Below are 22,643 nucleotides of genomic sequence, written 5' to 3'. Positions count from 1 at the left end.
CCACTCAGAAGCCCACTCAGCGGCCCACTCAGAAGCGGCGTTTGACGTAAATCGTCGCACCCAAGTCGTGCGAGCGCAGCAGCGGCACACGGGCACTTGCCGAAAACGTCCATTCCTCCGTCTTGAGCGACAATCCGCGCTTCGGGTCGGAGCCCAGCTTATCGTCGGTGTTGGCCCACTGCACGAGGGACAACTGCGGCGCCGTGGAAGGTCCGATCTTCAGGTAGCTGTGAGTCGGCCGCGCGGCCGGTTCCGAGGTCGAGGTGTCGATCCAGTCCACATGTCCGTTGCCCGCCGTCGGCAGGGCGCTGTTGATCGATTCGATGCGCGTGTAAAGGAATGCGCTGTCGTCGGCCTGCCCGGTCGGCTCCGGACCCTCGCGACCAAACGGATACAGGGTGACGCGAACGGCCGGAACGGCAGCGACGGCGACCGGTGGAGGCGGTTGCGGCACGTGTATGGGGAGTGGCCCGGGGCCAACGTTGGCCAGCATCATCTGTTCGGATGAGCCCGAGTTGGCGCCCTCTGCGATCGCCACGCCGCTTAGCGTGACGACACACGCGCCGATCATCCATTTGCCTAGGCACGTCATGGACATGCCTCCCGTGAAGGAATGGAAACGCTACGTCGCCAGCCCCAATTTGTCTCACGTACAACGACCTTCGTATTACGAACCGTCTTTCGTGGCCTTTTCGCGTCGTACGCATTTAGGAAGTGTAGTCAGTCATTTGCGTCCCGCTACCCCAATTTGCACTGAGGTTGATCGTCGTCAGAGCGGAACTGCCTGCCCAAGCCCGTCGGACCTGACGCTTGCGTGGGGGGCAACGACGCGGCTCGGGGTTTGTCCCGAGATCGTGACGGCGGTTGCCGACGCAGCGGACCGGCGGTTGGGCGGCGCATTGAACGAGTCGCGTTCCCGGTGAAGCGCGATGTGCTAGATTTAAATCAACGGGCGAGGGTATGCCAGTCAGGGGCGCGCGAACGTGGCGCACGCCGCGCCTGGGGAGGTCGTCATGCGTGGATGTCAGCTCACCTTCTACACACAGCAGAATCACCGTCACGGCCATCAACCGGTCGCCGACTGGATCATGAGCGAAGTGCGGCAGCTGGGGATTCGCGGGGCCACCCTGTTCGTGGGCACGGAAGGTATCGATCATGTCGGAAAGCGTCATGCCGCCCGATTCTTTGAGCTCGCCGAACAACCGGTCGAGGTCGTGTTGGCCATCACCGATGAGGAAGCCGAACGCCTGCTCGACGTGATTCGTGCGCAACGCGTCCACGTTTTCTATACGCGCTTCCCGATTGAATTCGGCATGCTTGGCGATGGTTAGCGCAGGGCGGAGGCACGACGCCGCCGACCGCCCTGTTCGCGCGTGCTTTGTAAGCGGCTCAGGTCGCAAGCGCCGCTGAGGCGCGCCGCTCGGCCGACGGCAACACCAACACACCGGCCAGCCCGATGACCACGCTCGTCAGGACGTAGTAGATCGGCGCGAGATTGCTGCCGGTCACATGCACGAGCCACGTATTCAGGAACGGCGCGAGGCCGCCGAATACCAGCACCGCGAGGTTGTAGGTGACGGCGGCGCCGGTCGAGCGCACGCTGACTGGAAACACCTCGGTCAGCACGATCGGCGTCGGGCCCCAGAAGAAGCTCATGAAGAACGACACGCCGATCTGCACCGCCAGCAGCGAGCCCAGGCTCGGCAGGGTGACGAAGTGCTTGAACAGCACGTACGACGCCACGCCATACGCGATGATCGCCGGCAGCAGGACCGCCTTGCGGCCGTAGCGATCCGACAAATAGCCGGCAAGCGGGCAGAACACGAGGATGACCAGGGTGGCGATGAACGTGCTCAGGTTGACGTCGGCGGCCGACATGCCCAGTTGCTTCTTCGCGAAGATCGGCAGGAAGAACACGAACACGTAGGCCGACACGGTGCCGACCACCGAGATGCCGAGCGTGCCGAACACCGCGCGCGGATAGTCGCGGAACACGGTGCGCAGCGGCGTGTTCACGCGCTGAATCTTGCCGCGTTTCACATCGTTCGCGTAATTGAGAAATTCCGGCGATTCGTCGACGTTCGAGCGGATCAGCCAGCCGACCGGCCCGATCAGAATGCCGAGCAGGAACGGCAGGCGCCAGCCCCACGACTCGAGATCGTGCGGCGCGAGATTGACTGTCAGTAGATAGGCCACCAAGGCACCGAGAGAGAACGCCAGCGCCTGCGAGCACATCTGGAAGCTGCCGAAAAAGCCGCGGCGATTCGCGGGGGCGAACTCCACCAGCATCGTGGTCGCGCCACTGAACTCGCCGCCGACCGAGAAGCCCTGGATCAGCCGCGCAAGCACCATCAGGATCGGCGCCGCAATGCCGATAGCCTCATGCGTCGGCAAGATGCCGATCATGCCGGTGCCGACCGCCATCAGCACGATCGTCAGCGACAGCGCTTTCTTGCGGCCGACCCGGTCGCCATAGAGGCCGAGCAGTACGCCGCCGAGCGGCCGTACCGCGAAGCCGACGCCAAACGTCGCAAGTGTGAGCAGCATCGACGCGAACTCGTTGCCGCTCGGGAAAAAAAGCTTCGCGATCATTACGGCGAACAGACCGTAGATCGCGAAGTCGAACCATTCGAAGGCATTGCCGAGTACCGAGGCGATGACGACTTTGCGCACCATCGCCGGCGACGGTGTCGGGTTTTCGTTCATTGCGGTTCCCCTCTGATCGATTGTTGGAAGTGAGGCCGGCTTAGCCAAGCCGTTGCCGGACGATTTCGAGGAACACGGCCACGCCGGTGGGGGCGGTGTCGTCGTCGAAATCGAATTCGGGGTGGTGACAGGTGAGTCCGTCGTGACCGAGGAAGAAGTACGAGCCCGGGCGCTGCTGCAACATGAACGCGAAGTCTTCCGAGGCCATCAGCGGGGCGACGTCGACGATCACGTTGTCCACACCGAGAACGCGCTCCGCCGCGCGCCGCACATGTTCGGTTTCGGTGGGGGTGTTGACGGTCGGCGGCGACGTTTGCAGATGCTCGAAGCTGACTTCACAGCCATACATCGTCGCCGCGCCTTCGCAAATCGTGCGCAGTCGTGCGAGCGTGATGTCCTGTGCCTTGACTGACAGCGTGCGCACGGTGCCTTCGAGCACCGCGGTGTCGGGGATGACGTTGATCGCCGTGCCCGACAGGAACTTGCACACACTCACCACAGCGGTGTCGAGCGGGTCGATGTTGCGACTCGCGATGCTCTGTATCGACTGCACCAGGGTGGTCCCGACGATCAACGGATCGATCGATTTGTGCGGCATCGCCGCGTGACTGCCGATGCCCTTGATGGTGATGCGGAACAGGTCGCATGCCGACAGAATGGCACCGCTGCGCACGCCGACCTTGCCGGCCGGCAGAGCGTTGTTGTTGTGCAGCGCGTAGATTTCGTCGCAATGGAATCGCTCGAACAGGCCGTCGTCGATCATGGCCGAGCCGCCGCGTAGCGTTTCCTCGGCCGGCTGAAAGATCAGATGGATGGTGCCCCGGAAATCGCGATTCAGGGACAAGTGCCTGGCGACGCCGAGCAGGATGGCTGTGTGGCCGTCGTGGCCACAGCCGTGGAACACATTGTCGTGCGTCGAGCGGTGCGCGGACGTGCCCTTTTCGCTCATCGGCAGCGCGTCCATGTCGGCGCGCAGACCGATCGACGGTCCCTCGCCCCGCGTGCCGTGGATCGTGCCGACCACGCCAGTGCCGGCGATACCGGTCTCGATGTCGATTGCCCAGTCGGCGAGCAGCCTTGCCACCAGACCGGCCGTGCGATGCTCGTGAAAGCCCAACTCCGGATGCTGGTGGATGTCCCTGCGCCACGTGCGCATCTGTTCTCCAAGACCGCTCAATTCGCCATCCATCTGCATTGCGCCAACCTCTTTTTCACGGGGGAGTGTGGGGACCGTCCAGGGACTGCCCGAACGAATGCTTCTGGTCGAAGGGTAATTCATTAGTTGAATATTTCAACTAATGAATTACCCGGATGTTGTCGACCATCGATCCGGCTGAGCTATCATCGTCCGTGGCGAAGCGGCTGCGGGCGAGGGTAGGCCGGCGCAACGCGCTTCGATGGGATGCAGACTTCAGACAGGGCGGCAGCACATGCGAGCAGGAACGTCACCGGCGGGACATGACGAAGGACCGGGGGGCCGTGGCAAAGACGACATAGCCGAAGGCGGCACGGCCGGTGGCGTGGCCTATTATTTGACGTTCAAGCTGGACCTGATCAAAAGCGAGATGATCAGCCGTGCCAACGCCGAGTATCGTCCCGCGTTCGGGCTCGATGTGCGTTCATTGCGCGTGCTGCGCGTGATCTGCGACGCCCCCGGGATTACCGCGAGCGCGCTCAATGCGCAGACGCTCGTCGAGAAGACGTTGCTCTCGAAGCTGATCGCGGACTTGATTCAACGCAAGCTGGTTCGGCGCTCGATCCATCCCGACGACGCGCGTCACTTTCAACTGTGGCCGACGGCGGCCGGCAAGCGCCTGCGCGTGTCCAGCGACGAGCTTGGGCAGTCGATGGAGACGGAAATGCTGTCGATGCTCAGTGCCGACGAGCGCGGGCAACTGAACAGCATTGTCGACAAGTTGGTCGACGCGTTTCAGAAGGCGGGAAAGGCTCAGGGGTGAACGTTGCGGACGCGCGGGCGGGGTCGTCGGTTCGGCGCGACACGACAGCCCATGAACGTTCCGGGGCGTAGCGCGTCATGGGTACAGAGGGTGTTCGCATCAGCGCCGATTCTTTCATGGAAGCAACCAGCACGGGTACGACGCGGTAACGAAGCACGTGGTTCGCGGTAGCGATCGATGGCGACAACGGTGGCGTCATCGATCGGTTTTCTCAACCCTCGGAGGTTAGAAATGCGAAAGATGCTCTCTTTTCTGTTGTTGCTTGCCTCGCTGTACGTCTTGCCCGTCGTCCCCGCCTTCTCCGCAGTCGTGCCATTTCCGGCGAGTTTCAAGACGCGGACCATTACGACCAACGGCGCAAAGATTTACGTTCGCGTCGGCGGCCATGGGCCTGCCGTGGTGTTGCTGCATGGCTACGGTGAGACCGGCGACATGTGGGCGCCGCTCGCCGCGAAGCTGGCCGCCACTCACACGGTGGTCGTGCCGGATCTGCGGGGCATGGGGCTTTCCGACCACCCCGCGACCGGCTATGACAAGAAGAACGAAGCGCGCGATATCGCCGGTGTTTTGGACACGCTCCAGATTGGCAAGGTCGACGTGGTCGCCCATGACATCGGCAACATGGTCGCTTACGCGTTCGCGGCCGAGCAGCCCGAGCGCGTGTCCAAACTCGTGTTGATGGATGCCCCGATACCCGGCGTCGGCCCGTGGGAGGAAATCCTGAAGAGCCCGCTGCTGTGGCACTTCCGATTTGGTGGGCCGGACATGGAACGGCTGGTGAAAGGCCGCGAGCGCATTTACCTGGATCGCTTCTGGAACGATTTCTCGGCGAATCCGAAAAACTTCGACGAGGCATCGCGCCGGCACTACGCCAAGTTCTACGCCTTGCCCGGTGCCATGCATTCCGGCTTCGAGCAGTTCCACGCTTTCGACCAGGACGCAATCGATAACAAAGCCTTCCTCGCCAAAGGCCCGTTGCCGATGCCGGTGCTCGCTATCGGCGGCGAAAAATCGTTCGGCACCATGATGGAAACCGTGGCGCGTGGGGCCGCCGCCAATGTGCAGGGGGTGGTGATCCCGGGGGCTGGCCACTGGCTGATGGAGGAGCAGCCGAAGGCGACGGTGGCGGCCATCGTCCAGTTTCTTCAGTGATGCACGCGCCGACTTCTCAATCAGCACCCGTGCGTGCCGAATCGGCACGAAGCCTCTTTTTCTGCCGCCTACACTCCGCTTCCTGAGACTGGCTGATGGCTCCTGCGCGCCTTCGTGGCGCCCCGGGGTCATCTCACACTTATCCCCAACGCCAGCGATCCAGAGGAGCCGGGCATGACCCACAACGCCAAACCCCACAACCCGTGGCGCGAAATTTGCGCCGCGAGCATCGGTAATGCACTTGAGTTTTACGATCTGCTGATCTATGGCTACTTCGCCATCGTGATCGGGCAGTTGTTCTTCCCCTCGCACGACCCGACGACGTCGTTGCTGCTCTCCGTCGGCACCTTCGGCATCTCCTTCGTGACGCGTCCCCTGGGCTCGATCGTTCTGGGCAGCTACGCTGACCGTGCCGGCCGCAAGGCGTCGCTCACGGTATCCATCGCCTTGATGATGCTCGGCACCGCCATGATCGCATTCGCCCCGACGTATGCGCAGATCGGCATTTTCTCGCCGCTCCTGATCATCGTCGCCCGCATGTTGCAAGGCTTCTCGACGGGCGGCGAGTTCGGCGCCGCCACGGCCTTCATGGTCGAACATGCCGACGCGAAACGCCGTGGCTTCTTCGCGAGCTGGCAGATGTCGACGCAGGGTCTCGCCACCGTGCTCGCCGCCGGGGTGTCTGCGCTGCTGAGCCTGCTGCTCACCGCCGATCAACTGAGCGCATGGGGATGGCGTATCGCTTTCGCCGTGGGCTTGCTCATCGGCCCGGTCGGTCTTTACATTCGCCGCAATATCGACGAGACGGCCGACTTCAAGAAGCTCGGTCAAAAGCAGCGCGAAACGTCGCCGCTGCGCGAGGTCTTCGGTCGTGATCGCGCCAATATGTTGCTCGGCGCGGGGGTTGTCGCGGCGGCCACAGCGTTCAACTATGTCCACAAGCTTTACATGCCGACGTATGCCGTCAAGCAACTGCATATTCCGGCGACGTCATCGTTCATCGGCGCGGTCGTCACCGGCGTGATGCTGATGATCGCCGCCCCGGTCGTGGGCCACCTTTCCGATCGCTTCGGTCGCATTCGCGTAATGCTCTGGGCACTCATTCTCGTGGGCGTCACGACGTACCCCTTGTTCGTGTTGCTCAACAAATATCCGACGTTCCAGACGCTGCTCATGGTTCAGGCGCTCGTCGGTCTGCTCATCGCCGTGAGTCTCGCGCCGCTGCCCGCCCTGCTGGCGGACATCTTCCCGACGAGCACGCGCGGCACGGGGTTGGCGCTGTCGTATAACTTCTCGGTGACGCTGTTCGGCGGGTTTGCACCGCTCATCGTGACCTGGCTCATCGATGCCACGCACAACAAGCTCGCGCCGAGCTTCTACGTGATGGCGACCGCCGTACTCAGCGTTACCGCAGTGATATCGCTCGGCCGCCGGGTGCGCGCCGGCAAGATCGCCGGCATGACGCACGGCTCGCCCCGCGTATCCAAGGTTTGATCGACGCCCCGGACGATCGGCATGCAATGCACTTCCCGCACCGGCGCCATCGTCCGATGAACTGAATCCCGCCGCAACGACGTCGTTCGCCATTCCCTGCCGAGACGTCGTCGTTCGCGACATCCTCTGTGGAGCATTTTCATGACCACGCTTGAAGCGATCCGCGCCGCCCTGCCGGCATACCCCATCGAAGTCTCGTTCCCCGACATCACCCGCTGGCGCGAAGGCAACACTGGCATCGACTACCTACATTCGTTCGACAGCGGCAAGCCCGGCAAGCACGTGATGATTCTCGCGCTCACGCACGGCAACGAAGTGAGCGGCGCCATCGCGGTCGATACGTTGCTTGCCGCCGGTGTGCGTCCCACGGCGGGCCGTCTGTCGCTGGGCTTCGGCAATATCGGTGCGTACGCGCTATTCAGCGCGGAGAATGCCGACGCTACCCGTTTCCTCGACGAAGACATGAACCGCGTCTGGACGCCATCGACGCTCGACGGAGCGCGTCAGAGCCGCGAGCTCGCGCGTGCCCGTGCGATGCGTCCGTTCATCGACACGGTCGATCTGCTGCTCGACATCCACTCGATGCACGAGGCGTCCGCGCCGCTGATGATGACCGGTCCGCTGGAGAAGGCGATCGCCCTCGCCGCCGAACTCGGCACGCCCGAGCACGTGATCGTCGACAAGGGGCACGCGAACGGCACGCGCATGCGCGATTACGGTGGCTTCGGCGACCCGGCCAGCCCGAAGAACGCACTGCTGATCGAAACCGGTCAGCATTTCGCGGGGAGCGCCCGCGATGTCGCGCTCGATTGCGCGGCGCGTTTCCTGATTCATGCGGGCGTCGTGGCCGAAGCCGACATGGCGCCGTACCTGACGCAGACGCAGCCCGCCCGCCAGAAGTTCGTGGAAATCACGCAGCCGGTTGTGGCGCGCTCGATGGACTTCCGCTTCTCGCAGCCGTTCACGGGGCTCGAAGTGATCGAGAAGGCCGGCACCGAGATCGCCCGCGATGGCGACGAGGTGATCGTCACGCCCTATGACAACTGCGTCATCGTGCAACCGTCGATGCGGCACCTTGGCGTGAATGTCACGATGATGCGTCTGGGGCGGTTGCTGGATCGTTGATCCTATGGGGCCGTCGTGTCGGTAGCGTCCCCGGAATCTCCGGAATCGCCAGCCTGTGCCCGCTTGCCGCGGCGCAGGCTCAGTTGGGCGAGTACGTCGGCGTGCTGATTGCCCCAGCGGTAGAGCATCTCGATGGGCTCGATGAACAATTCACCCAGCGGCGTGAGCGAATACTCGACCTTGGGCGGCACGACGGCAAACACCTCGCGGTGAATCAGACCGTCGCGTTCGAGTTCGCGCAACGTCTGCGTGAGCATCTTCTTGGAAATCCCCGGCAAGCGGCGCTGTAGTTCCCCCGTGCGTGTGGTGCCGCACTGCAACGCGTACAACACCATGCTCGTCCACTTCACGCTGAAGAGCTCCAGCACGCGGCGCGGCACGCAGGTTTCCTCGAAAACGAACGGGGCAAGTTTGTTCATGGTTACTAATTGGTGACTATTCAACTGAAAGGTGCCTACTGGGGATTTGGGACCTTCGTCACTATACTTTGTGGCGATGGTGCGCGTCATCCGGTGTGAGGGAGCCTGGAAGCCTGCGGGTCGACATGCGGAGTGGGCGCGCGCAGGAACTTGGAGACTCCCATGAGCAGTTTGTCGAAGACGGCCCTTTCAATGCTGGATCTGGTGCCGGTGCGTGCCGGCGGCACGGTGGCCGATGCCCTGAAACAATCCACGGAACTGGCGCAGCACGTTGAGCACTTGGGCTTCACGCGGTTCTGGCTGGCCGAACACCACAACATGGACGGCATCGCGAGTTCGGCGACGGCGCTGTTGATCGGTCACGTTGCAGGCAAGACGTCGCGTATTCGCGTGGGGTCGGGCGGCGTGATGTTGCCGAACCACCCGCCGTTGGTCGTTGCCGAGAACTTTGGCACGCTCGCCGCGCTGTATCCGGGACGTGTCGATCTGGGCTTGGGGCGCGCACCCGGTGCGGACCAGGCCACCATGCGCGCGCTGCGTCGCGACCGATTGTCCGATGGCGACGATTTCCCCGAGCAGGTCGCCGAATTGCGCGCGCTGCTTGCGCCCGCGCAGCCCGGACAACGGCTCGTCGCAACGCCCGGCGCGGGCAGCGATATTCCGGTGTGGTTGCTGGGCTCGTCGTTGTTTTCTGCGCAACTCGCGGCGCATTTGGGGCTACCGTATGCGTTCGCGTCGCACTTCGCCCCGCGGTTCCTGTTCGACGCACTTCGGCTTTACCGCGAGCGATTCCGTCCCTCGGCAGCGTTGGATAAGCCCTACGTGATGGTGGGCGCGCCGGTCGTGGCCGCGCCCACGGACGAGGAAGCGGCATTTCTCGCAACGTCCGCGCAGCAGAAGATTTTGGCGCTCATGCGCGGGCAAAGCCTGAAATTGCAGCCGCCCGTGAACGATATGGACGCGCGCTGGGATCCGGCCGAACGGCACTCGGTGGAAGCGTTCCTCGGCGTGGCCGTGGTGGGTGGCCCCGAGCGGGTGGGGGCCGGTCTGTCCGATCTGGTCGAGCGTACGCAGGCCGATGAGCTGATGCTCGTCACCGACATCTACGATCCCGCGCTGCGCCTGCGCTCGTGCGATATCGTCGCGTCCGTCTGCAAGTCATGACGATACGCAGCGCGTCGTGAGGATTGGCGAAGGAGGGGGCGCAACGATCACGCCCGCTGTCCTCCGCCTGATCCTGCCCCGTCAGCGAAAGCGGCCGATGGAGAAGGGCGAGAGGTCGATGGCGGGCCGCTCGCCGGACACCAGCGCTGCAATCGTGCGTCCCGTCGAGGCGGCGGCGGTCAGACCTACGTGGCCATGGCCGAATGCATAGAAAGCGTTAGGCACCTTCGACGCCGCGCCCAATACCGGCAGCGAATCGGGCGTGCTGGGGCGGAATCCTTGCCAGCGTGCACCGTCGACCGACTGTGTCGGCTTCGTCCCGTTCACTGCGCCGGGGAACATCTTGTGCAACTGATTGAGCAGCAGATCGGCGCGCCGCCAGTTCGGTGAGGCTTGCAGACCGGCCAGTTCGACCGTGCCCGCACCGCGAAGACGGCCGTTCATCGGTGTGGCGAACAGCTTGCCTTCGGCCCACATGACGGGACGTGAGGGCATCTCGTGCGGCGTCGGAATTTCCACGTGATAGCCGCGCTCGGTGTCGAAGACAACGGTGTCGCCCAATTGGCGCACAAGCGGTGCGGACCATGCACCGGCCGCGATCACTACGGCGCTTGCGCGTTCGCGGCCCCGGTTGGTGTGCACGGCCACGGCCTGCGCGCCATTGGTCTCGATGGCGGTGGCGGCAGCATCGACAACTCGCCCGCCCCGCGCGACCACTTGCGCCGTCAAGCGCGCCAACAGCGCGCCGGGATCGGGCGTGTGGCCGGTCTCGCCGATATAGCGGGCACCGACGAAGTCATGCGATAGCGTGGGCTCGAACTCGCGCAATGCGTTCGCATCCAGCGTTTCGATGTGCACGCCGTTGTCGCGGCGCAGCGCCATCCCGCCTTCGTCGCCCACCATACCCTTCTGACTGGAATAGGCGATGAGATAGCCGCGACGCGTGACGAGATCGTTTGCGCCCGCATCGTCAAGCAACGGTTGATAGGCGTCGAGCGCGGGGCCGAGCAGTGCGCGCAACGCGCGCGCCTGCGCGGTGACACGTGCGGGCTGACTGGCGGCGACGAAGCGCATCAGCCATGGCACCATGCGCGGAAGGTACCCCCAACGCAGCACCAGCGGACCCTCCGGTTGCATCAACCAGCCGGGTACCTGCCACAGCACGCCGGGCATGGCGATGGGCACGACCGACGAGCCATTGATGCAGCCCGCATTGCCAAGCGACGCCGCCTGGCGTGCCGATTGCCGGTCGACGACCACCACCGCGTGTCCGGCGCGTTGAAGATACGCGGCCGTACATACGCCGACCAAACCGCCCCCGATAACGACGACGGGACGTGAATCATTCATGAAGCCGCCCTGCGAAAACACGAAAGCGCCTAGTGTACCGGGTTAAGTACGTACCCCTGAACGCCTTCAAAATTCAGGAATGTGTTCAGATCATTTCCAACGGACGCTTTCGCGACGGCGCTTCGAACTGATGATCGATTCGTAATAGTTCCTCCGCCGTCAGATCGATGTCATGGGCAGCACGATTGGCGCGTACGTGAGCGTCCGTGCTCGCCTTGGGAATGGCGATGACGCCCGGGCGGCTCAGCACCCAGGCAAGCGCAATCTGCAGCGGTGCGACATGGCGCGCGGCGGCGATGTCGTCGAGTGCGCCTTTTGCCGGCAGCCGTCCCTGTTCGATCGGCGAATACGCCATCATCGGCAGACCGCGCGCCGCCAGCCACGGGACAAGGTCATACTCGGGACCGCGCCGCGAAAGGTTGTACAGCACCTGATCGCTCGCACACTGGTCGCCGCCGGGCAGTTCGAACAAGTCTTCCATGTCGTCCGTATCGAAATTGCTCACGCCCCAGTGCCGGATCTTGCCCGCTTCACGCAGTGCTTCGAAGCCGGCAATCGTGTCTTCGAGCGGGACGTCGCCGCGCCAGTGCAGCAGGTAGAGGTCGAGGCGATCGGTGCGCAGGCGTTCCAGACTCCGCTCGCAAGCGGCGATCACGCCACGTCGCGAGGCATTGTGCGGGTAGACCTTGCTCACGAGAAATACTTCATCGCGCAGTCCGTCGAGCGCTTCGCCCACGAGACACTCGGTCGCCCCTTCTCCATACATTTCGGCCGTATCGACCAGCGTCATGCCCAGCGAGACACCCAGTTGCAACGCCGCGATCTCCTCGCGACGCCGCTCCGGCTTCTCGCCCATCATCCAAGTCCCCTGGCCGAGTACCGGCACGGTGTCGCCCTGGGGCAGCGCGATTTTTCGCATGGTCTGTCCTCCGTAATCCTGGTCACCATTATCGGCCCGCAAGTCGAGCGATGACCAGTGCCGTGAGGGCTTCACGCAACACTTTGCGGTGTCGTCCGATCGTTTGACTCGGACTCGCCTGAAGCACCGTTCGGAAATTGCCGCTTTTGCGTTTGTGCACCGATTCTCTCGGATAGTTCACAGCCCTATCGTCGCATCGCCGCGATAAGCTGATTTCACCGATGTACATGGCGATTGTTGCTCCGCAGCGAGACGGCTCGGTGATGGCTCCCGTCGTGTGCATCGGACCTGCGAGGACAGGAGGGGGCGGAAGAAAAGGGGGGCGAGCGTTACGGGCAAAAAAGAAAGCCCCGCGAGCGGGGCTTAAAGGCCGACCGAGCGTGCGTCGGCCAAGGAGGTTCATCGCAGCGCGGCGCGAACATCGAGTGGGGGCGCGCTTCAGACGTATTGTCGGCATAGTCGATCTACCTATGGGAAGGAGGATTCCGAATGTCAGGGGGGAACGTTGGGTAACAAATGTGACAATTGGCGACCTTTTCTTGTCGCGGGACGAACGCGATAATGGGGGACCCCAAACTCGAGGAACTCCCCAGATGGATAACACGATCAAGTTCCGCTCGCGCGGTTCGTCGCTCTTGCCCGGTGAGCGGTACGCGCCGACCTCGGTTTTCTTTCACTGGGTGATCGCATTGCTGATTGTGATCGCCTATGCCGCCGTCATTATCAAAGGCTATTTGCCGAGAGGGAGTGCGCCACGTGCGTTATCACTCACGATCCACGAATGGGCTGCGCTCGCGGTGTTGGTGCTGGCCGTGCCGCGCTTGCTCATTCGATTGATCAAGGGCGCGCCGGCGGCGCTGCCAGGCCAAGCGTGGTGGGCGCGAGCCGGGTCGTCGGCCGCACATCTGCTGCTCTATCTGTTCATGTTTGCGCAGCCGGTGCTGGGCTATCTGACGCTCAATGCCCAGGGGCATCCGCTCACGATTCCAGGCCTGGATATCGCGCTGCCGCAGTTCATTGCGAAAGACGAACAGACGGGGCGTTCGATCAAGGAGATTCACGAGACGATCGGCAACGCGTTCTATTGGGTGATCGGCTTCCATGCGCTGGCGGCGCTGTGGCACCACTACTTCCGTCGCGACGATACGTTGCGACGCATGCTTTAAAAGGGATTTTTGCGTCGCCCGCTCTGAGGGGACATTGCGCGGCGCCTCCCCGGGCGCCGCGTGTGTGCGGGTGCGGTGCTGCCCAGCAAGGCACGGGCGAGCGCGCTGGCCGTTTGTAACGGCCAGCGCGTTTCGGCGTTTGACCCGAACGTTTCTCTTGCGCGCCCGCAGGGGTATCAGAACGTTACGCCCAGCCCCACGCCAACGATCAACGGATCGATGTGGAGCGTGCCCAGATCGGTGCCGCCAAGCGAGGTATCCGTCTTCATCCAGACCTTCTTGACATCGATGTTGACGAACAGATGCTTCGTCATTTGAACGTCCACACCCGCTTGCAGTGCCGGACCGAAGCTGTGGTTCGTGATCGAGATCGGCGTGCCGCCCGCCTGCAGGTTGCTGTTCCAGAAGCGCGAGTAGTTGACGCCTGCACCGACATACGGACGTACCTTGCCCGCATGATTAAAGTGGTATTGAAGCAGCAGCGTCGGTGGCAATACGTTCAGGCTGCCGAGGTTCCCGATGCTGGACGTCAGTTGATGACGTGACATGCCAAGAATCAGTTCAACACCAACGTTGTCGAGAATCATGTAGCTGAAATCCAGCTCCGGCACGATGGCGTTGTTCACGCTCACCCCCAGCGTTGGCAACACGCTGCCGCTTGCATGCGAGTCCGGCAAAATGCCGATGACGCGAACGCGTGCGAGGATGTCGCCGGCGTAAATCCCTTGCGAGCTGTCCTTGATGAAGCCGAAGCGTTTGGCTGACTCGACCGGGGCGTTGTCGGTCGTTTGTGACGTTGCCTGTGCCGCCGCGAATGGGCTGAAGACGGCGGCACAGCTGACGAATGCGGCGGCGATGGCCGTAGCGCCAAGAGAGAGCTTCATGGTGGTTTCCATAGTCGTGAGTGAGCCCGACCGATGGTAGAAGCCGCCTTCCGTGGCGAACTTGATGCGCGTCAAGTGCGGGAGAACGCAGGGGCGCTGTGCGACAAAGCGTCGCGGCGCCGAGCTGCGTTGGGACGCATTCAGTCGCGAGGCAGCAACACTACCGTGAGGGAACGCACGCCCTGGGCGCCTTGAATCAGCACGCCTTCGATATCGGCCGTTGCGGACGGTCCGGTGACGAGGACCGCGTAACGCGCCGACGCAAAGTCGGGCAATCGATAGATGTCCTGCAGGCCATCGACGATGTCGCGTGAGTCGAGCAACACCACGAGATGCTGCACGAGATAGCCGAGCGCGTTCACTCCGTACTCCTGCTCGGAGAGCCAGACGGAGCCGGTCTCCGCAACGCCGAAGCGCGCACGCACGATGGCGACGTCGACGTCATGCAGCGATGCCGGCGCGCGCGCGACGTCAAGCGGTGCCGCCGAGGCGGCCTCCGCCGTTGCGGTGACGGGCGTCACGCCGGGGAACCGCTCGGCAAGCCACCCGGGCAGCTCATGCGCGTGGTCGAGCGTCGCGAGTTTGCCGCCCATCGCAACGAGATTCAGGCCAAAGCGCTCGCACCGGTCGCCCTCGGGTGTCTCGAAGACCGGCAGTACGGGCAAGGGAAACGGTTCGTACGCCCCGTCGACAGTCCGTTCGTCATCACGCAGCGATACGCGCTGCGCGGCGCGCACGCGCACGAGAAATTCGTTGCGGGACGTGCTCATGGCGTCTCCTTGCTTGTCGCGTCGCGCGATGTTCGATTGGCGTCGTACCAGTCGCGGAAGGTCTGGGTAGGGGCGTCGGGCAGATCGCGCCCCTTGCCCCACGTGTTGAGGGGGTTGTAGAGCACCAGGTTCGGCAGACGGTGCAGGGCGACGTTCATCGATTTGATCGATGTGCGATACAGCACCGGATTGGCGAGCAGCTTGCCCGCGACCTTGATCAGGCTGCGCTTGACGCGGGGCAATTCACCTTCCTCTGCCACGATCTGCCGCCACTTGTACAACTGCTCGTGAATATTGATGCGCACCGGGCAGACGTTGGTGCAACTGCCATTCATCGTCGATGCGAACGGCAGCGCGCTGTAGCGCTTGAGGTCGGAGGCGGGATTGAGAATGGCGCCGATCGGCCCTGCGTAAGTGCTGCCGTACGACAGGCCACTACTGCGTCGGTAGACCGGACACGTATTCATACAGGCCCCGCAGCGAATGCATTTGAGCGAGTACCAGAAGTCGTCCATCGCGAGACGCGCCGAGCGGCCGTTGTCGACGATGACGAAGTGCATCTCCGTACCCGGACGCGGCGCGCGAAAGTGCGACGTGTATTGGGTGATGGGCGACCCGAGGGCGCTGCGCGACAACAAGCGGATGAAAACACCGAGGTCGGCCGTGCGCGGAATCAGCTTTTCGATGCCGATGGACACGATGTGCACCGGCGGTACGTTGGCCGACAGATCGGCATTGCCCTCGTTGGTGCACACCACGACCGTGCCGGTTTCCGCGACGGCGAAGTTGCAGCCGGTCATGCCGGCGCCCGCTTCGAGAAACGCCGGACGCGTGGTCTGACGCTGACTCTCGGCCAGATAGTGCACGTCGTCGTTGTCGGGGTCAGTGCCGAGCGTGCGGCCGAACAGCTTTGCGACGTCGCCCCGCAGCTTGTGCACAGCAGGCACGACCACATGCGACGGCGGCTGCTTGTCGAGCTGCTGAATGCGCTCGCCAAGATCGGTCTCCATGACTTCGACGCCGCGCGGTTCGAGATACTCGCGCAATTCGCATTCGTCGGTGAGCATCGACTTGCTCTTGACGAGTGTCTTGACGCCATGCGCCGCAAGAATGCCGTGGACGATGGCATTGTGCGCCGCGGCGTCGAGCGCCCAATGAACCTTTACGCCATTGGCTTCGGCTTGTGTCGAGAATCGGTCGAGGTAGTCTCCCAATCGCGAGAGCGTGTGTTCCTTGATCTGCGACGCGAGCGTGCGCAGTGTTTCCCACTCGCCAATGGAGGCGGCCTGCGCGTCGCGCTTCATCCGCAGATCCCACAGGCGCTTGTCGTGAAATGCCACGTGCGCGGTTTTCGCGAGAAACGCCTCAGCCTGTCTGGCGTGATTCACGCGCTCGGCCCGGCTCATGCCGTCACCTGCGCATGCGCCGCCGGCGCGAGGGTGTCGAGGTCGACGCCATTGAGGACTTGAGCGATATGCAGGAAGCGCATCGGTGTCTGCGCGCGTGCCGCGCAACCTTTCTGATGCATCAGGCAAGACATGTCGGCGGAGACGATGAACTGCGCGCCCGCGTCGAGGTGGTCCTGCACCTTGTCCTGCCCCATCTTGACCGAGACGGCCTGCTCGGACACGGAGAACGTGCCGCCGAAGCCACAGCATTCGTCGGGACGACGCGGCGCCGCGAAGCGGATGCCGCGCACGCCGTCGAGCAGCGTGCGTGCCTTCGACCATGGCTCGCCGGGAATCTCGCTGGCAGACGCCGCATGCAGGTGGCGGATGGCGCTGCAACTGTTATGCAGCCCGACGGTGTACGCAAACTCGGCCCAGGGAAAGTGGCGGACCTTGAGCACATCGTGGAGAAACTCGGTGAGTTCGTAGGTGTTGGCGCGAACGGCGGCCGTGCGCTCCGACTCGCCCGCTGCGCTCAGGTGCTTGCGCACGTGATGCACGCAACTCGACGACGGCGCCACGATGTAGTCGTAACCGGCGAAGTTGTCGACGAAGAGCGACTCGGCGCCCGCGGCGTCGGCTTCGCAGCCGTTGTTGGCCAACGGCTGTCCGCAACAGGTCTGACGGCGCGGGTAATCGACGCTCACGCCGAGTTTCTCCAGCAACTCCAGCGTGGCGATGCCGACTTCGGGAAACAGGGCATCGATGAAACAGGGGACGAACAAGGCCGCTTTCATGGGATTCTCCAACAGGGGACGACACACTCGCCGCGGCACACAATCGGCGCCACGGCGAGTGTCTACAACGACGACCGACTCAATGCACCAGCATCCCCGTGAGCCAGTAAGCCTGCACCAGCGTCATCACACCGGCGAGCAAGACGAACATCAGGCTGTGCCAGACGGTGAAGCGGAACAGATCGGCTTCCTTGCCGATCAGGCCGGTGGCCGCGCAAGCCACCGCGATCGATTGCGGGGAAATCATCTTGGCGGTCACGCCGCCGGTGGTGTTCGCGGCCACGAGTAGCGTGTTCGACACACCGATCTGCTGCGCGGTGGTGCTTTGCAGACTCGCAAACAACGCGTTGGACGACGTGTCGGAACCGGTCAGGAACACCCCCAGCCAACCGAGCAGCGGCGAGAAGAACGGGAACGCCGCGCCCGTGTGCGCGAGCAACAGCGCAAGCGTCGTCGACATGCCCGAATAGTTCATGACGAATGCAAACGCCAGCACGAGACCGATGGCCAGCACGGGCTTCTTCAGCGCCATGACGGTTTCGAAGAAGCTTTTCACACCGTCGACAGGCTTCATGCGCAGCAGGGCCATCGAGAGCAGTGCCGCAATGAAGATCGCCGTGCCCGTCGCCGAGAGGGCATCCCACTTGAAGATGGCGTCCATCGGGGTTGTCTTGGCGACGATGGGCGCGGCCTTGGACACCAGGCGGTCGAGCCCGGCCACGTGCAGCGAGGGCACGGTCCACGCCAGCGGGCCTGTTGCGGCGAACAGTGCCTTGAAGGCGGGGAGGCTCCAGATCGTGACCATGCCGGTCAGGATCAGGAACGGCGACCAGGCACGCAGGACCTGGCCGGCGGAGTAGGGCGACGCTGTCGCGCCGTGCGCCGATCCGCCACCAAGACCACCGAATCCACCCAGGGCTGCGCTGCCGCCCGACATCGACACGCCGGAATGGGCCCGCGCGGCGGACGTCTTCGGCTGCCACACCTTCAGGAAGCTGGCGAGGCACACGAGCGAGAACAGCGACGAGATGATGTCCGGCAGTTCCGGTCCGATATAGTTCGACGAAAAGTACTGCGCGACGGCGAAACTGCCCCCCGCCACAAGCGCAGCAGGCCACGTTTCCTTGACGCCACGCTTGCCGTCCATGATGAATACGAGCCAGAACGGGACGAAGGCGGAGAGCAGCGGCAGTTGGCGTCCGGCCATTGCGCCGATATGGAATGCGTCGATGCCGCTCACCTGACCCGCCACGATGATCGGAATGCCCATCGCACCGAAGGCTACGGGCGCGGTGTTGGCGATCAGGCACAGGCCTGCGGCGCGCAGCGGCTCGAAGCCGAGGCCGACGAGCAGCGCGGCGGTGATGGCCACCGGCGCGCCGAAGCCCGCCGCACCTTCAAGAAACGCGCCGAACGAGAAACCGATCAGCAGCATCTGAAGCCGCTGGTCGTTGGTCAGCGAGACCACCGAGCTGCGAATGATGTCGAACTGTCCGGTCTTGACGACCACACGATAAAGAAAGACCGCAGTGATGATGATCCAGGCGATGGGCCACAGACCGTAAGCGAAGCCATACACGGCGGACATGGCGGCCATTCTGGCCGGCATGCCGAAGTAAGCGACGGCGATGATCAGTGCGATCCCAACGGTCAGCGCGCCCGCGACATGCGCTTTCATGCGCAGTCCCGCCAGGGCGACAAAGAATACGATGATCGGTAGCGCGGCCATGAGCGCCGCGATCCATAGCGTGCCACCCGGCACGTAGTTCTGTACCCACACTTCCACTTGCGTCTCCTCGATTTGGTGATCGATTGCTATAAGGCTTGGTCAGGCGGTGTCGCCGTGCGCGCGGCCGCGTCTGAATGGCGGTTGGCACGACGGTTGGCACGGACGTGTCGTCCGGCTGACGCGATGATCGACACCCGTGAAACGTTCGGGCAAACTGGTCGTACCAGTTGCTGTGAATGCGAGCCGACAGGGCAAAATCGCGGCATAGGCAAAACACGCGCCGACGACGCACGCCCAGGCATCGAGGTGCTCGTGTGTCGCAACTTGGGCGCCGCGTCGCCATCGACGCACGCATCTGTCCGATTGCAGGAGACGTCACCGTGAGCGGTCCCACTTTGACCGAGCGCATCACACGCGAACTCGAGACCCGTTTGATCGAAGGCGTATGGGCGCCAGGCGAGCGCATTCCGTCTGAGCGTGCGCTGGCGCTGTCGCTGGGCGTGGCACGCTCGACGGTGCGCGCCGCGCTTCAGCGCCTCGTTGCCCGCGGCCTGCTCAAGACGCGCGCCGCGTCGGGCGTTTATGTCTCGGATCGTCTGCAGACGGGGTTGATCTCGCCGTGGCGGCAACTCGTGAGCGATCATCCGGAATTGCGTCCGGACATGCTCGAGTTTCGCCTGATGCTGGAGGGCACCACCGCCTATCTGGCGGCCGTGCGGGCGACCGATGAAGATCTTGCGCGCCTGTCCGAACTGGTCGATGGACTGGTCGACGCGCACGAGCGCGGCGACACGGTGCGCGAGTCACGGCTCGACGGTGATTTTCATACGGCGCTCGCGAACGCGTCGCACAATGCGATGCTTCGACACCTGCAAGGCAGCGTGACCAAGATGCTCCACGAGCACATCTCACTCAACAACTCGGGGCTGTTCGATCTGCGCGAGCAGGCGTCGGAAACTATCCTCGCGCACCATCTTGCACTGTGGGAGGCCATCCGTACCCGCCAGCCCGAAGCGGCGCGCAGCATCATGCGCGAGCATATCGGCTTCGTGTGGCGCAAGCTCGAACCGGACTCGCCGGCGCCGATCGTGCCTTGAGCTTGCCGGGTTCGTCCGTCGGTTTTGGTAGGATGCGGACTTTGCCACGCCATCCCCCATCGTGAAGCGCCCGATTTCGTCGCTGTTCTCGTCGCTGTTGCATGCCGTCGCCCAGACGGGCCGGCATGGTCTGCGTCTCGCGCAACCCCTGAAGCCGTATGCGGCCCGTGCGTGGTTTCACGTGCGTCACCCCACGCGCCGGGGCGTGCTCATCGCCGTCGCGGCGCTGCCGTGCCTGCTTGTCGCGTACACGTTGATCCTGATTCCATTCACGCCGAGCATCCGCGACATCCGGCGCGCCAGGATCGACCGACCGGCGCAGGTGCTGTCGGCCGACGGCAAGCTGCTTGCCGAATTCCGGCCGGCGAACCGTGAATGGGTGCCGTTGAAAGACGTATCTCCGAACGTCGTCAAGGCACTGGTTGCGACGGAAGACCACCGCTTTTACGAGCATCATGGCATCGACCTGAAGCGCACCGCATCGGCGGCGCTGCACACGTTCTCCGGCGACCGGCAGGGCGGGTCGACCCTCACGCAGCAGCTCGCGCGCAATCTGTATCCGGACGAGATCGGCCGGGCGCCCACGCTCACGCGCAAGCTCAAGGAAGCGATCACCGCTCTGAAAATCGAAGCGCTTTACACCAAGCCTGAGATTCTCGAGACATACCTGAACACGGTGCCGTTCCTGTACAACGCGTACGGTATCGAGATGGCCGCGCGCACGTACTTCGACAAGTCGGCCGACCACCTCGATTTGCTCGAAGCCGCCACGCTCGTCGGCATGCTCAAGGGCAACAGCTATTACAATCCGGTGATCAACCCGGAGCGTGCGCTGCAACGTCGCAATACCGTGCTCGCCCAGATGGTCAAGTTCGGAGGGCTCGATGCGTCGAAGCTCCCCGCGTTGCAGAAACGCCCGCTGCGCATCAACTTCGAACGGCAGACCGAGGAGCCCGGGCCCGCACCGCACTTTGCCCAGCAATTGCGCAAGTGGCTGATCGGCTGGGCCGATCGTCACGATTACAACATTTATTCCGACGGCCTCGTCGTGCATACGACCATCGACTCGCGCTTGCAGACGATGGCCACGCAGGCGCTCACGCATCAGGCCAATCAACTGCAGAGTATTGCCGACGCGAACTGGTCGGCACGCGGTGGCTGGCGCGACAGCGCGGCGCTGGTGCATGCGTTCGTGCGCGAATCGGCGGAGTATCGCAACGCGGTGGCGGGAGGAGAGGCGCCGGACGCGGCGATGAAGCGCCTGCTCGCCGACAAGACGTTCATGCAGAATCTGCGCGCGACGAAGACCCGGGTGCAAGCCGGTTTTCTGGCGCTCGATCCGCGCACGGGTGAAATTCGCGCGTGGGTCGGCAGCCGCGACTTTATGACCGATCCCTTCGATCACGTTCAGCAGGCGCGGCGGCAGCCGGGGTCGACATTCAAGGCCTTCGTGTATGGCGCCGCGTTCGTCAAGGGCAGAACGCCGGATGACACCATCGTCGACCAGGTCGTCGACATTCCGCTTGCGGGCGGCGAGATCTGGCGACCGAGCGACGACACCGCGCCGACCAACAAGCCCATGACGTTGCGCGACGCGCTGGCGCAGTCGCGCAACACCGTCACGGCACAACTGATGCAGGACGTGGGGCCGTCGCGTGTGGCCGGCCTGGCGCGGGCAATGGGCGTGCGCGAGAGCAAGCTCGATCCGGTGCCGTCGCTGGCGCTCGGCACGAGCCCTGTCTCACTCAAGGAGATGGTGAGCGCATACGGCACCATCGCGGATGGCGGAGAGTATCGCGAGCCGACGATGGTCACCGAGATCACGAACAGCGACGGTGACGTGCTCGCCACGTTCTCACCCGCGCGCGCCGAGCGAGCGCTTTCCGTGAACGACGACTACACGTTGCTCGATACACTGCGGGGAGTCATCAATCGCGGCACGGGCACTGCGATTCGCACACGTTTCGGCATTCGCGCCGATGTGGCGGGCAAGACCGGCACGACGCAAGACAATGCCGATGGCTGGTTCATTCTCATGCAGCCCCAGTTGGTGGCGGGGGCGTGGGTCGGCTTCAACGACAGTCGCGTGACGCTGCGCAGCGATTACTGGGGGCAGGGCGCGCACAGCGCGTTGCCGATCGTCGGCGACGTGTTCTCGCGCGCCTTGCGCTCGAAGGTGATCGATGCGAATGCGAAGTTCGAAGCGCCGGATAACCACCATTGGTATAGCGACGGGTGGACGCGCGTCTCGGATTGGGTGACGGGGCTGTTCACGAAGACGCCCGAACCGGCGCACAAGGCGAAGGCGCCGGTGAAGCATTCGGTGGCACCGGCGCCCGTCCAGGCAACGACGGACGCCACGCCCACCACTGCGAGCGATAGCGGGCCGCTGCCGGTGCCGGTCGCGTCGGCCGTGCTGGCGCAGCCCGAGTCAGGTCTGCCCGCGAGCACGCCATATGGCACCACGATTCCGGGCGTGCCGGGCGAGTGGAACGGCCCGGGCGCGGCGTCGTCGAACGGTGCGG

20 protein-coding genes are annotated in these 22,643 nt (G+C 63.8%); 9 read left to right on the top strand and 11 right to left on the bottom strand.

The annotated features are described in order from the left end of the window. Positions 1–28: 28 nt before the first annotated feature. The gene (locus tag A985_RS26945; RefSeq protein ID WP_157211373.1) at positions 29–592 is read right to left on the bottom strand and encodes a hypothetical protein; all 564 of its coding nucleotides are present in this window, start codon (positions 590–592) and stop codon (positions 29–31) included. 421 nt (positions 593–1,013) lie between these two features. Between A985_RS26945 and A985_RS0106360 the strand changes: the two genes are divergently transcribed. Continuing rightward, the gene (locus tag A985_RS0106360; protein ID WP_017232563.1) at positions 1,014–1,331 is read left to right on the top strand and encodes a DUF190 domain-containing protein; all 318 of its coding nucleotides are present in this window, start codon (positions 1,014–1,016) and stop codon (positions 1,329–1,331) included. 58 nt (positions 1,332–1,389) lie between these two features. Here the strand turns inward: A985_RS0106360 and A985_RS24470 are convergent, their stop codons facing one another. Next, the gene (locus A985_RS24470; protein WP_017232562.1) at positions 1,390–2,706 is read right to left on the bottom strand and encodes an MFS transporter; all 1,317 of its coding nucleotides are present in this window, start codon (positions 2,704–2,706) and stop codon (positions 1,390–1,392) included. Between the two features lie 40 nt (positions 2,707–2,746). Then, on the bottom strand, positions 2,747–3,895 hold the full coding sequence (locus A985_RS0106350; protein WP_232424540.1) for a M20 aminoacylase family protein: 1,149 nt from the start codon (positions 3,893–3,895) through the stop codon (positions 2,747–2,749). A gap of 241 nt (positions 3,896–4,136) precedes the next feature. Here A985_RS0106350 and A985_RS0106345 point away from each other — a divergent pair, with 241 nt between their 5' ends. The 4 genes from A985_RS0106345 to A985_RS0106330 all read left to right on the top strand — a co-directional run bounded on the left by A985_RS0106345 (position 4,137) and on the right by A985_RS0106330 (position 8,435). Continuing rightward, positions 4,137–4,664 (top strand): MarR family winged helix-turn-helix transcriptional regulator, encoded by a 528-nt coding sequence (locus A985_RS0106345; RefSeq protein WP_157211372.1) that lies wholly within the window; start codon positions 4,137–4,139, stop codon positions 4,662–4,664. A gap of 231 nt (positions 4,665–4,895) precedes the next feature. Continuing rightward, positions 4,896–5,816 carry an alpha/beta fold hydrolase gene (locus tag A985_RS0106340; RefSeq protein WP_017232559.1) on the top strand — a complete coding sequence of 307 codons (921 nt, stop codon included), beginning with the start codon at positions 4,896–4,898 and terminating at the stop codon, positions 5,814–5,816. Between the two features lie 174 nt (positions 5,817–5,990). Then, positions 5,991–7,310, top strand: coding sequence for an MFS transporter (locus A985_RS0106335; protein ID WP_017232558.1), 1,320 nt, complete (start codon positions 5,991–5,993; stop codon positions 7,308–7,310). A 141-nt stretch (positions 7,311–7,451) separates the two neighbouring features. Continuing rightward, positions 7,452–8,435, top strand: a complete 984-nt coding sequence (locus A985_RS0106330) for a succinylglutamate desuccinylase/aspartoacylase family protein (protein WP_017232557.1) — start codon at positions 7,452–7,454, stop codon at positions 8,433–8,435. Between the two features lie 2 nt (positions 8,436–8,437). Here the strand turns inward: A985_RS0106330 and A985_RS24465 are convergent, their stop codons facing one another. Next, entirely contained in the window at positions 8,438–8,854 is a 417-nt protein-coding gene (locus A985_RS24465) for a helix-turn-helix domain-containing protein (protein ID WP_017232556.1), read from the bottom strand. Between the two features lie 162 nt (positions 8,855–9,016). Between A985_RS24465 and A985_RS0106320 the strand changes: the two genes are divergently transcribed. Then, the gene (locus A985_RS0106320) at positions 9,017–10,018 is read left to right on the top strand and encodes an LLM class flavin-dependent oxidoreductase (RefSeq protein WP_017232555.1); all 1,002 of its coding nucleotides are present in this window, start codon (positions 9,017–9,019) and stop codon (positions 10,016–10,018) included. Positions 10,019–10,099: 81 nt separating this feature from the next. Here the strand turns inward: A985_RS0106320 and A985_RS0106315 are convergent, their stop codons facing one another. Then, on the bottom strand, positions 10,100–11,368 hold the full coding sequence (locus A985_RS0106315; protein WP_026131701.1) for an FAD-binding oxidoreductase: 1,269 nt from the start codon (positions 11,366–11,368) through the stop codon (positions 10,100–10,102). Between the two features lie 85 nt (positions 11,369–11,453). After that, entirely contained in the window at positions 11,454–12,287 is an 834-nt protein-coding gene (locus tag A985_RS0106310; RefSeq protein ID WP_017232553.1) for an aldo/keto reductase, read from the bottom strand. 593 nt (positions 12,288–12,880) lie between these two features. Between A985_RS0106310 and A985_RS0106305 the strand changes: the two genes are divergently transcribed. Then, positions 12,881–13,453 (top strand): cytochrome b, encoded by a 573-nt coding sequence (locus A985_RS0106305; RefSeq protein ID WP_017232552.1) that lies wholly within the window; start codon positions 12,881–12,883, stop codon positions 13,451–13,453. A 176-nt stretch (positions 13,454–13,629) separates the two neighbouring features. Here A985_RS0106305 and A985_RS0106300 read toward each other — a convergent pair whose 3' ends face one another. The 5 genes from A985_RS0106300 to A985_RS0106280 all read right to left on the bottom strand — a co-directional run bounded on the left by A985_RS0106300 (position 13,630) and on the right by A985_RS0106280 (position 19,078). After that, positions 13,630–14,337: an OmpW family protein gene (locus tag A985_RS0106300; RefSeq protein ID WP_051060084.1), complete on the bottom strand. Its 708-nt coding sequence runs from the start codon at positions 14,335–14,337 to the stop codon at positions 13,630–13,632. A gap of 140 nt (positions 14,338–14,477) precedes the next feature. Next, positions 14,478–15,107, bottom strand: coding sequence for an LUD domain-containing protein (locus tag A985_RS0106295; protein ID WP_017232550.1), 630 nt, complete (start codon positions 15,105–15,107; stop codon positions 14,478–14,480). Next, entirely contained in the window at positions 15,104–16,513 is a 1,410-nt protein-coding gene (locus A985_RS0106290; protein WP_017232549.1) for a lactate utilization protein B, read from the bottom strand. The genes A985_RS0106295 and A985_RS0106290 overlap by 4 nt, the downstream gene beginning before the upstream one ends. Then, the gene (locus A985_RS0106285; protein WP_017232548.1) at positions 16,510–17,292 is read right to left on the bottom strand and encodes a (Fe-S)-binding protein; all 783 of its coding nucleotides are present in this window, start codon (positions 17,290–17,292) and stop codon (positions 16,510–16,512) included. Before A985_RS0106285 ends, A985_RS0106290 begins: the two co-directional genes overlap by 4 nt. 79 nt (positions 17,293–17,371) lie before the next feature. Next, positions 17,372–19,078: a lactate permease LctP family transporter gene (locus tag A985_RS0106280; protein ID WP_017232547.1), complete on the bottom strand. Its 1,707-nt coding sequence runs from the start codon at positions 19,076–19,078 to the stop codon at positions 17,372–17,374. A gap of 323 nt (positions 19,079–19,401) precedes the next feature. On the opposite strand from A985_RS0106280, the gene A985_RS0106275 reads away from it, so the two are divergent. After that, on the top strand, positions 19,402–20,118 hold the full coding sequence (locus A985_RS0106275; RefSeq protein ID WP_026131699.1) for a FadR/GntR family transcriptional regulator: 717 nt from the start codon (positions 19,402–19,404) through the stop codon (positions 20,116–20,118). 94 nt (positions 20,119–20,212) lie between these two features. Beyond that, positions 20,213–22,643 (top strand): penicillin-binding protein 1A (locus tag A985_RS24460; protein ID WP_369751553.1); only part of this gene is annotated, 2,431 nt, incomplete at its 3' end.

Origin of the sequence: Pandoraea sp. B-6, assembly GCF_000282835.1 — a bacterium.
GTDB classification, from domain to species: Bacteria; Pseudomonadota; Gammaproteobacteria; order Burkholderiales; family Burkholderiaceae; genus Pandoraea; species Pandoraea cepalis.
This window is presented reverse-complemented; position numbering and strand designations above follow the sequence as displayed.

Bases quoted from the DNA above. Each gene is read 5' to 3' on its own strand.
- A985_RS0106345 (WP_157211372.1), top strand. From the start codon at position 4,137: ATGCGAGCAGGAACGTCACCGGCGGGACATGACGAAGGACCGGGGGGC.
- A985_RS0106310 (WP_017232553.1), bottom strand. From the start codon at position 12,287: ATGCGAAAAATCGCGCTGCCCCAGGGCGACACCGTGCCGGTACTCGGC.
- A985_RS26945 (WP_157211373.1), bottom strand. From the start codon at position 592: ATGACGTGCCTAGGCAAATGGATGATCGGCGCGTGTGTCGTCACGCTA.
- A985_RS0106290 (WP_017232549.1), bottom strand. From the start codon at position 16,513: ATGAGCCGGGCCGAGCGCGTGAATCACGCCAGACAGGCTGAGGCGTTT.
- A985_RS0106350 (WP_232424540.1), bottom strand. From the start codon at position 3,895: ATGGATGGCGAATTGAGCGGTCTTGGAGAACAGATGCGCACGTGGCGC.
- A985_RS0106320 (WP_017232555.1), top strand. From the start codon at position 9,017: ATGAGCAGTTTGTCGAAGACGGCCCTTTCAATGCTGGATCTGGTGCCG.
- A985_RS0106340 (WP_017232559.1), top strand. From the start codon at position 4,896: ATGCGAAAGATGCTCTCTTTTCTGTTGTTGCTTGCCTCGCTGTACGTC.
- A985_RS0106315 (WP_026131701.1), bottom strand. From the start codon at position 11,368: ATGAATGATTCACGTCCCGTCGTCGTTATCGGGGGCGGTTTGGTCGGC.
- A985_RS0106305 (WP_017232552.1), top strand. From the start codon at position 12,881: ATGGATAACACGATCAAGTTCCGCTCGCGCGGTTCGTCGCTCTTGCCC.
- A985_RS0106330 (WP_017232557.1), top strand. From the start codon at position 7,452: ATGACCACGCTTGAAGCGATCCGCGCCGCCCTGCCGGCATACCCCATC.
- A985_RS0106285 (WP_017232548.1), bottom strand. From the start codon at position 17,292: ATGAAAGCGGCCTTGTTCGTCCCCTGTTTCATCGATGCCCTGTTTCCC.
- A985_RS0106300 (WP_051060084.1), bottom strand. From the start codon at position 14,337: ATGAAGCTCTCTCTTGGCGCTACGGCCATCGCCGCCGCATTCGTCAGC.
- A985_RS0106335 (WP_017232558.1), top strand. From the start codon at position 5,991: ATGACCCACAACGCCAAACCCCACAACCCGTGGCGCGAAATTTGCGCC.
- A985_RS0106360 (WP_017232563.1), top strand. From the start codon at position 1,014: ATGCGTGGATGTCAGCTCACCTTCTACACACAGCAGAATCACCGTCAC.
- A985_RS0106295 (WP_017232550.1), bottom strand. From the start codon at position 15,107: ATGAGCACGTCCCGCAACGAATTTCTCGTGCGCGTGCGCGCCGCGCAG.
- A985_RS24465 (WP_017232556.1), bottom strand. From the start codon at position 8,854: ATGAACAAACTTGCCCCGTTCGTTTTCGAGGAAACCTGCGTGCCGCGC.
- A985_RS24470 (WP_017232562.1), bottom strand. From the start codon at position 2,706: ATGAACGAAAACCCGACACCGTCGCCGGCGATGGTGCGCAAAGTCGTC.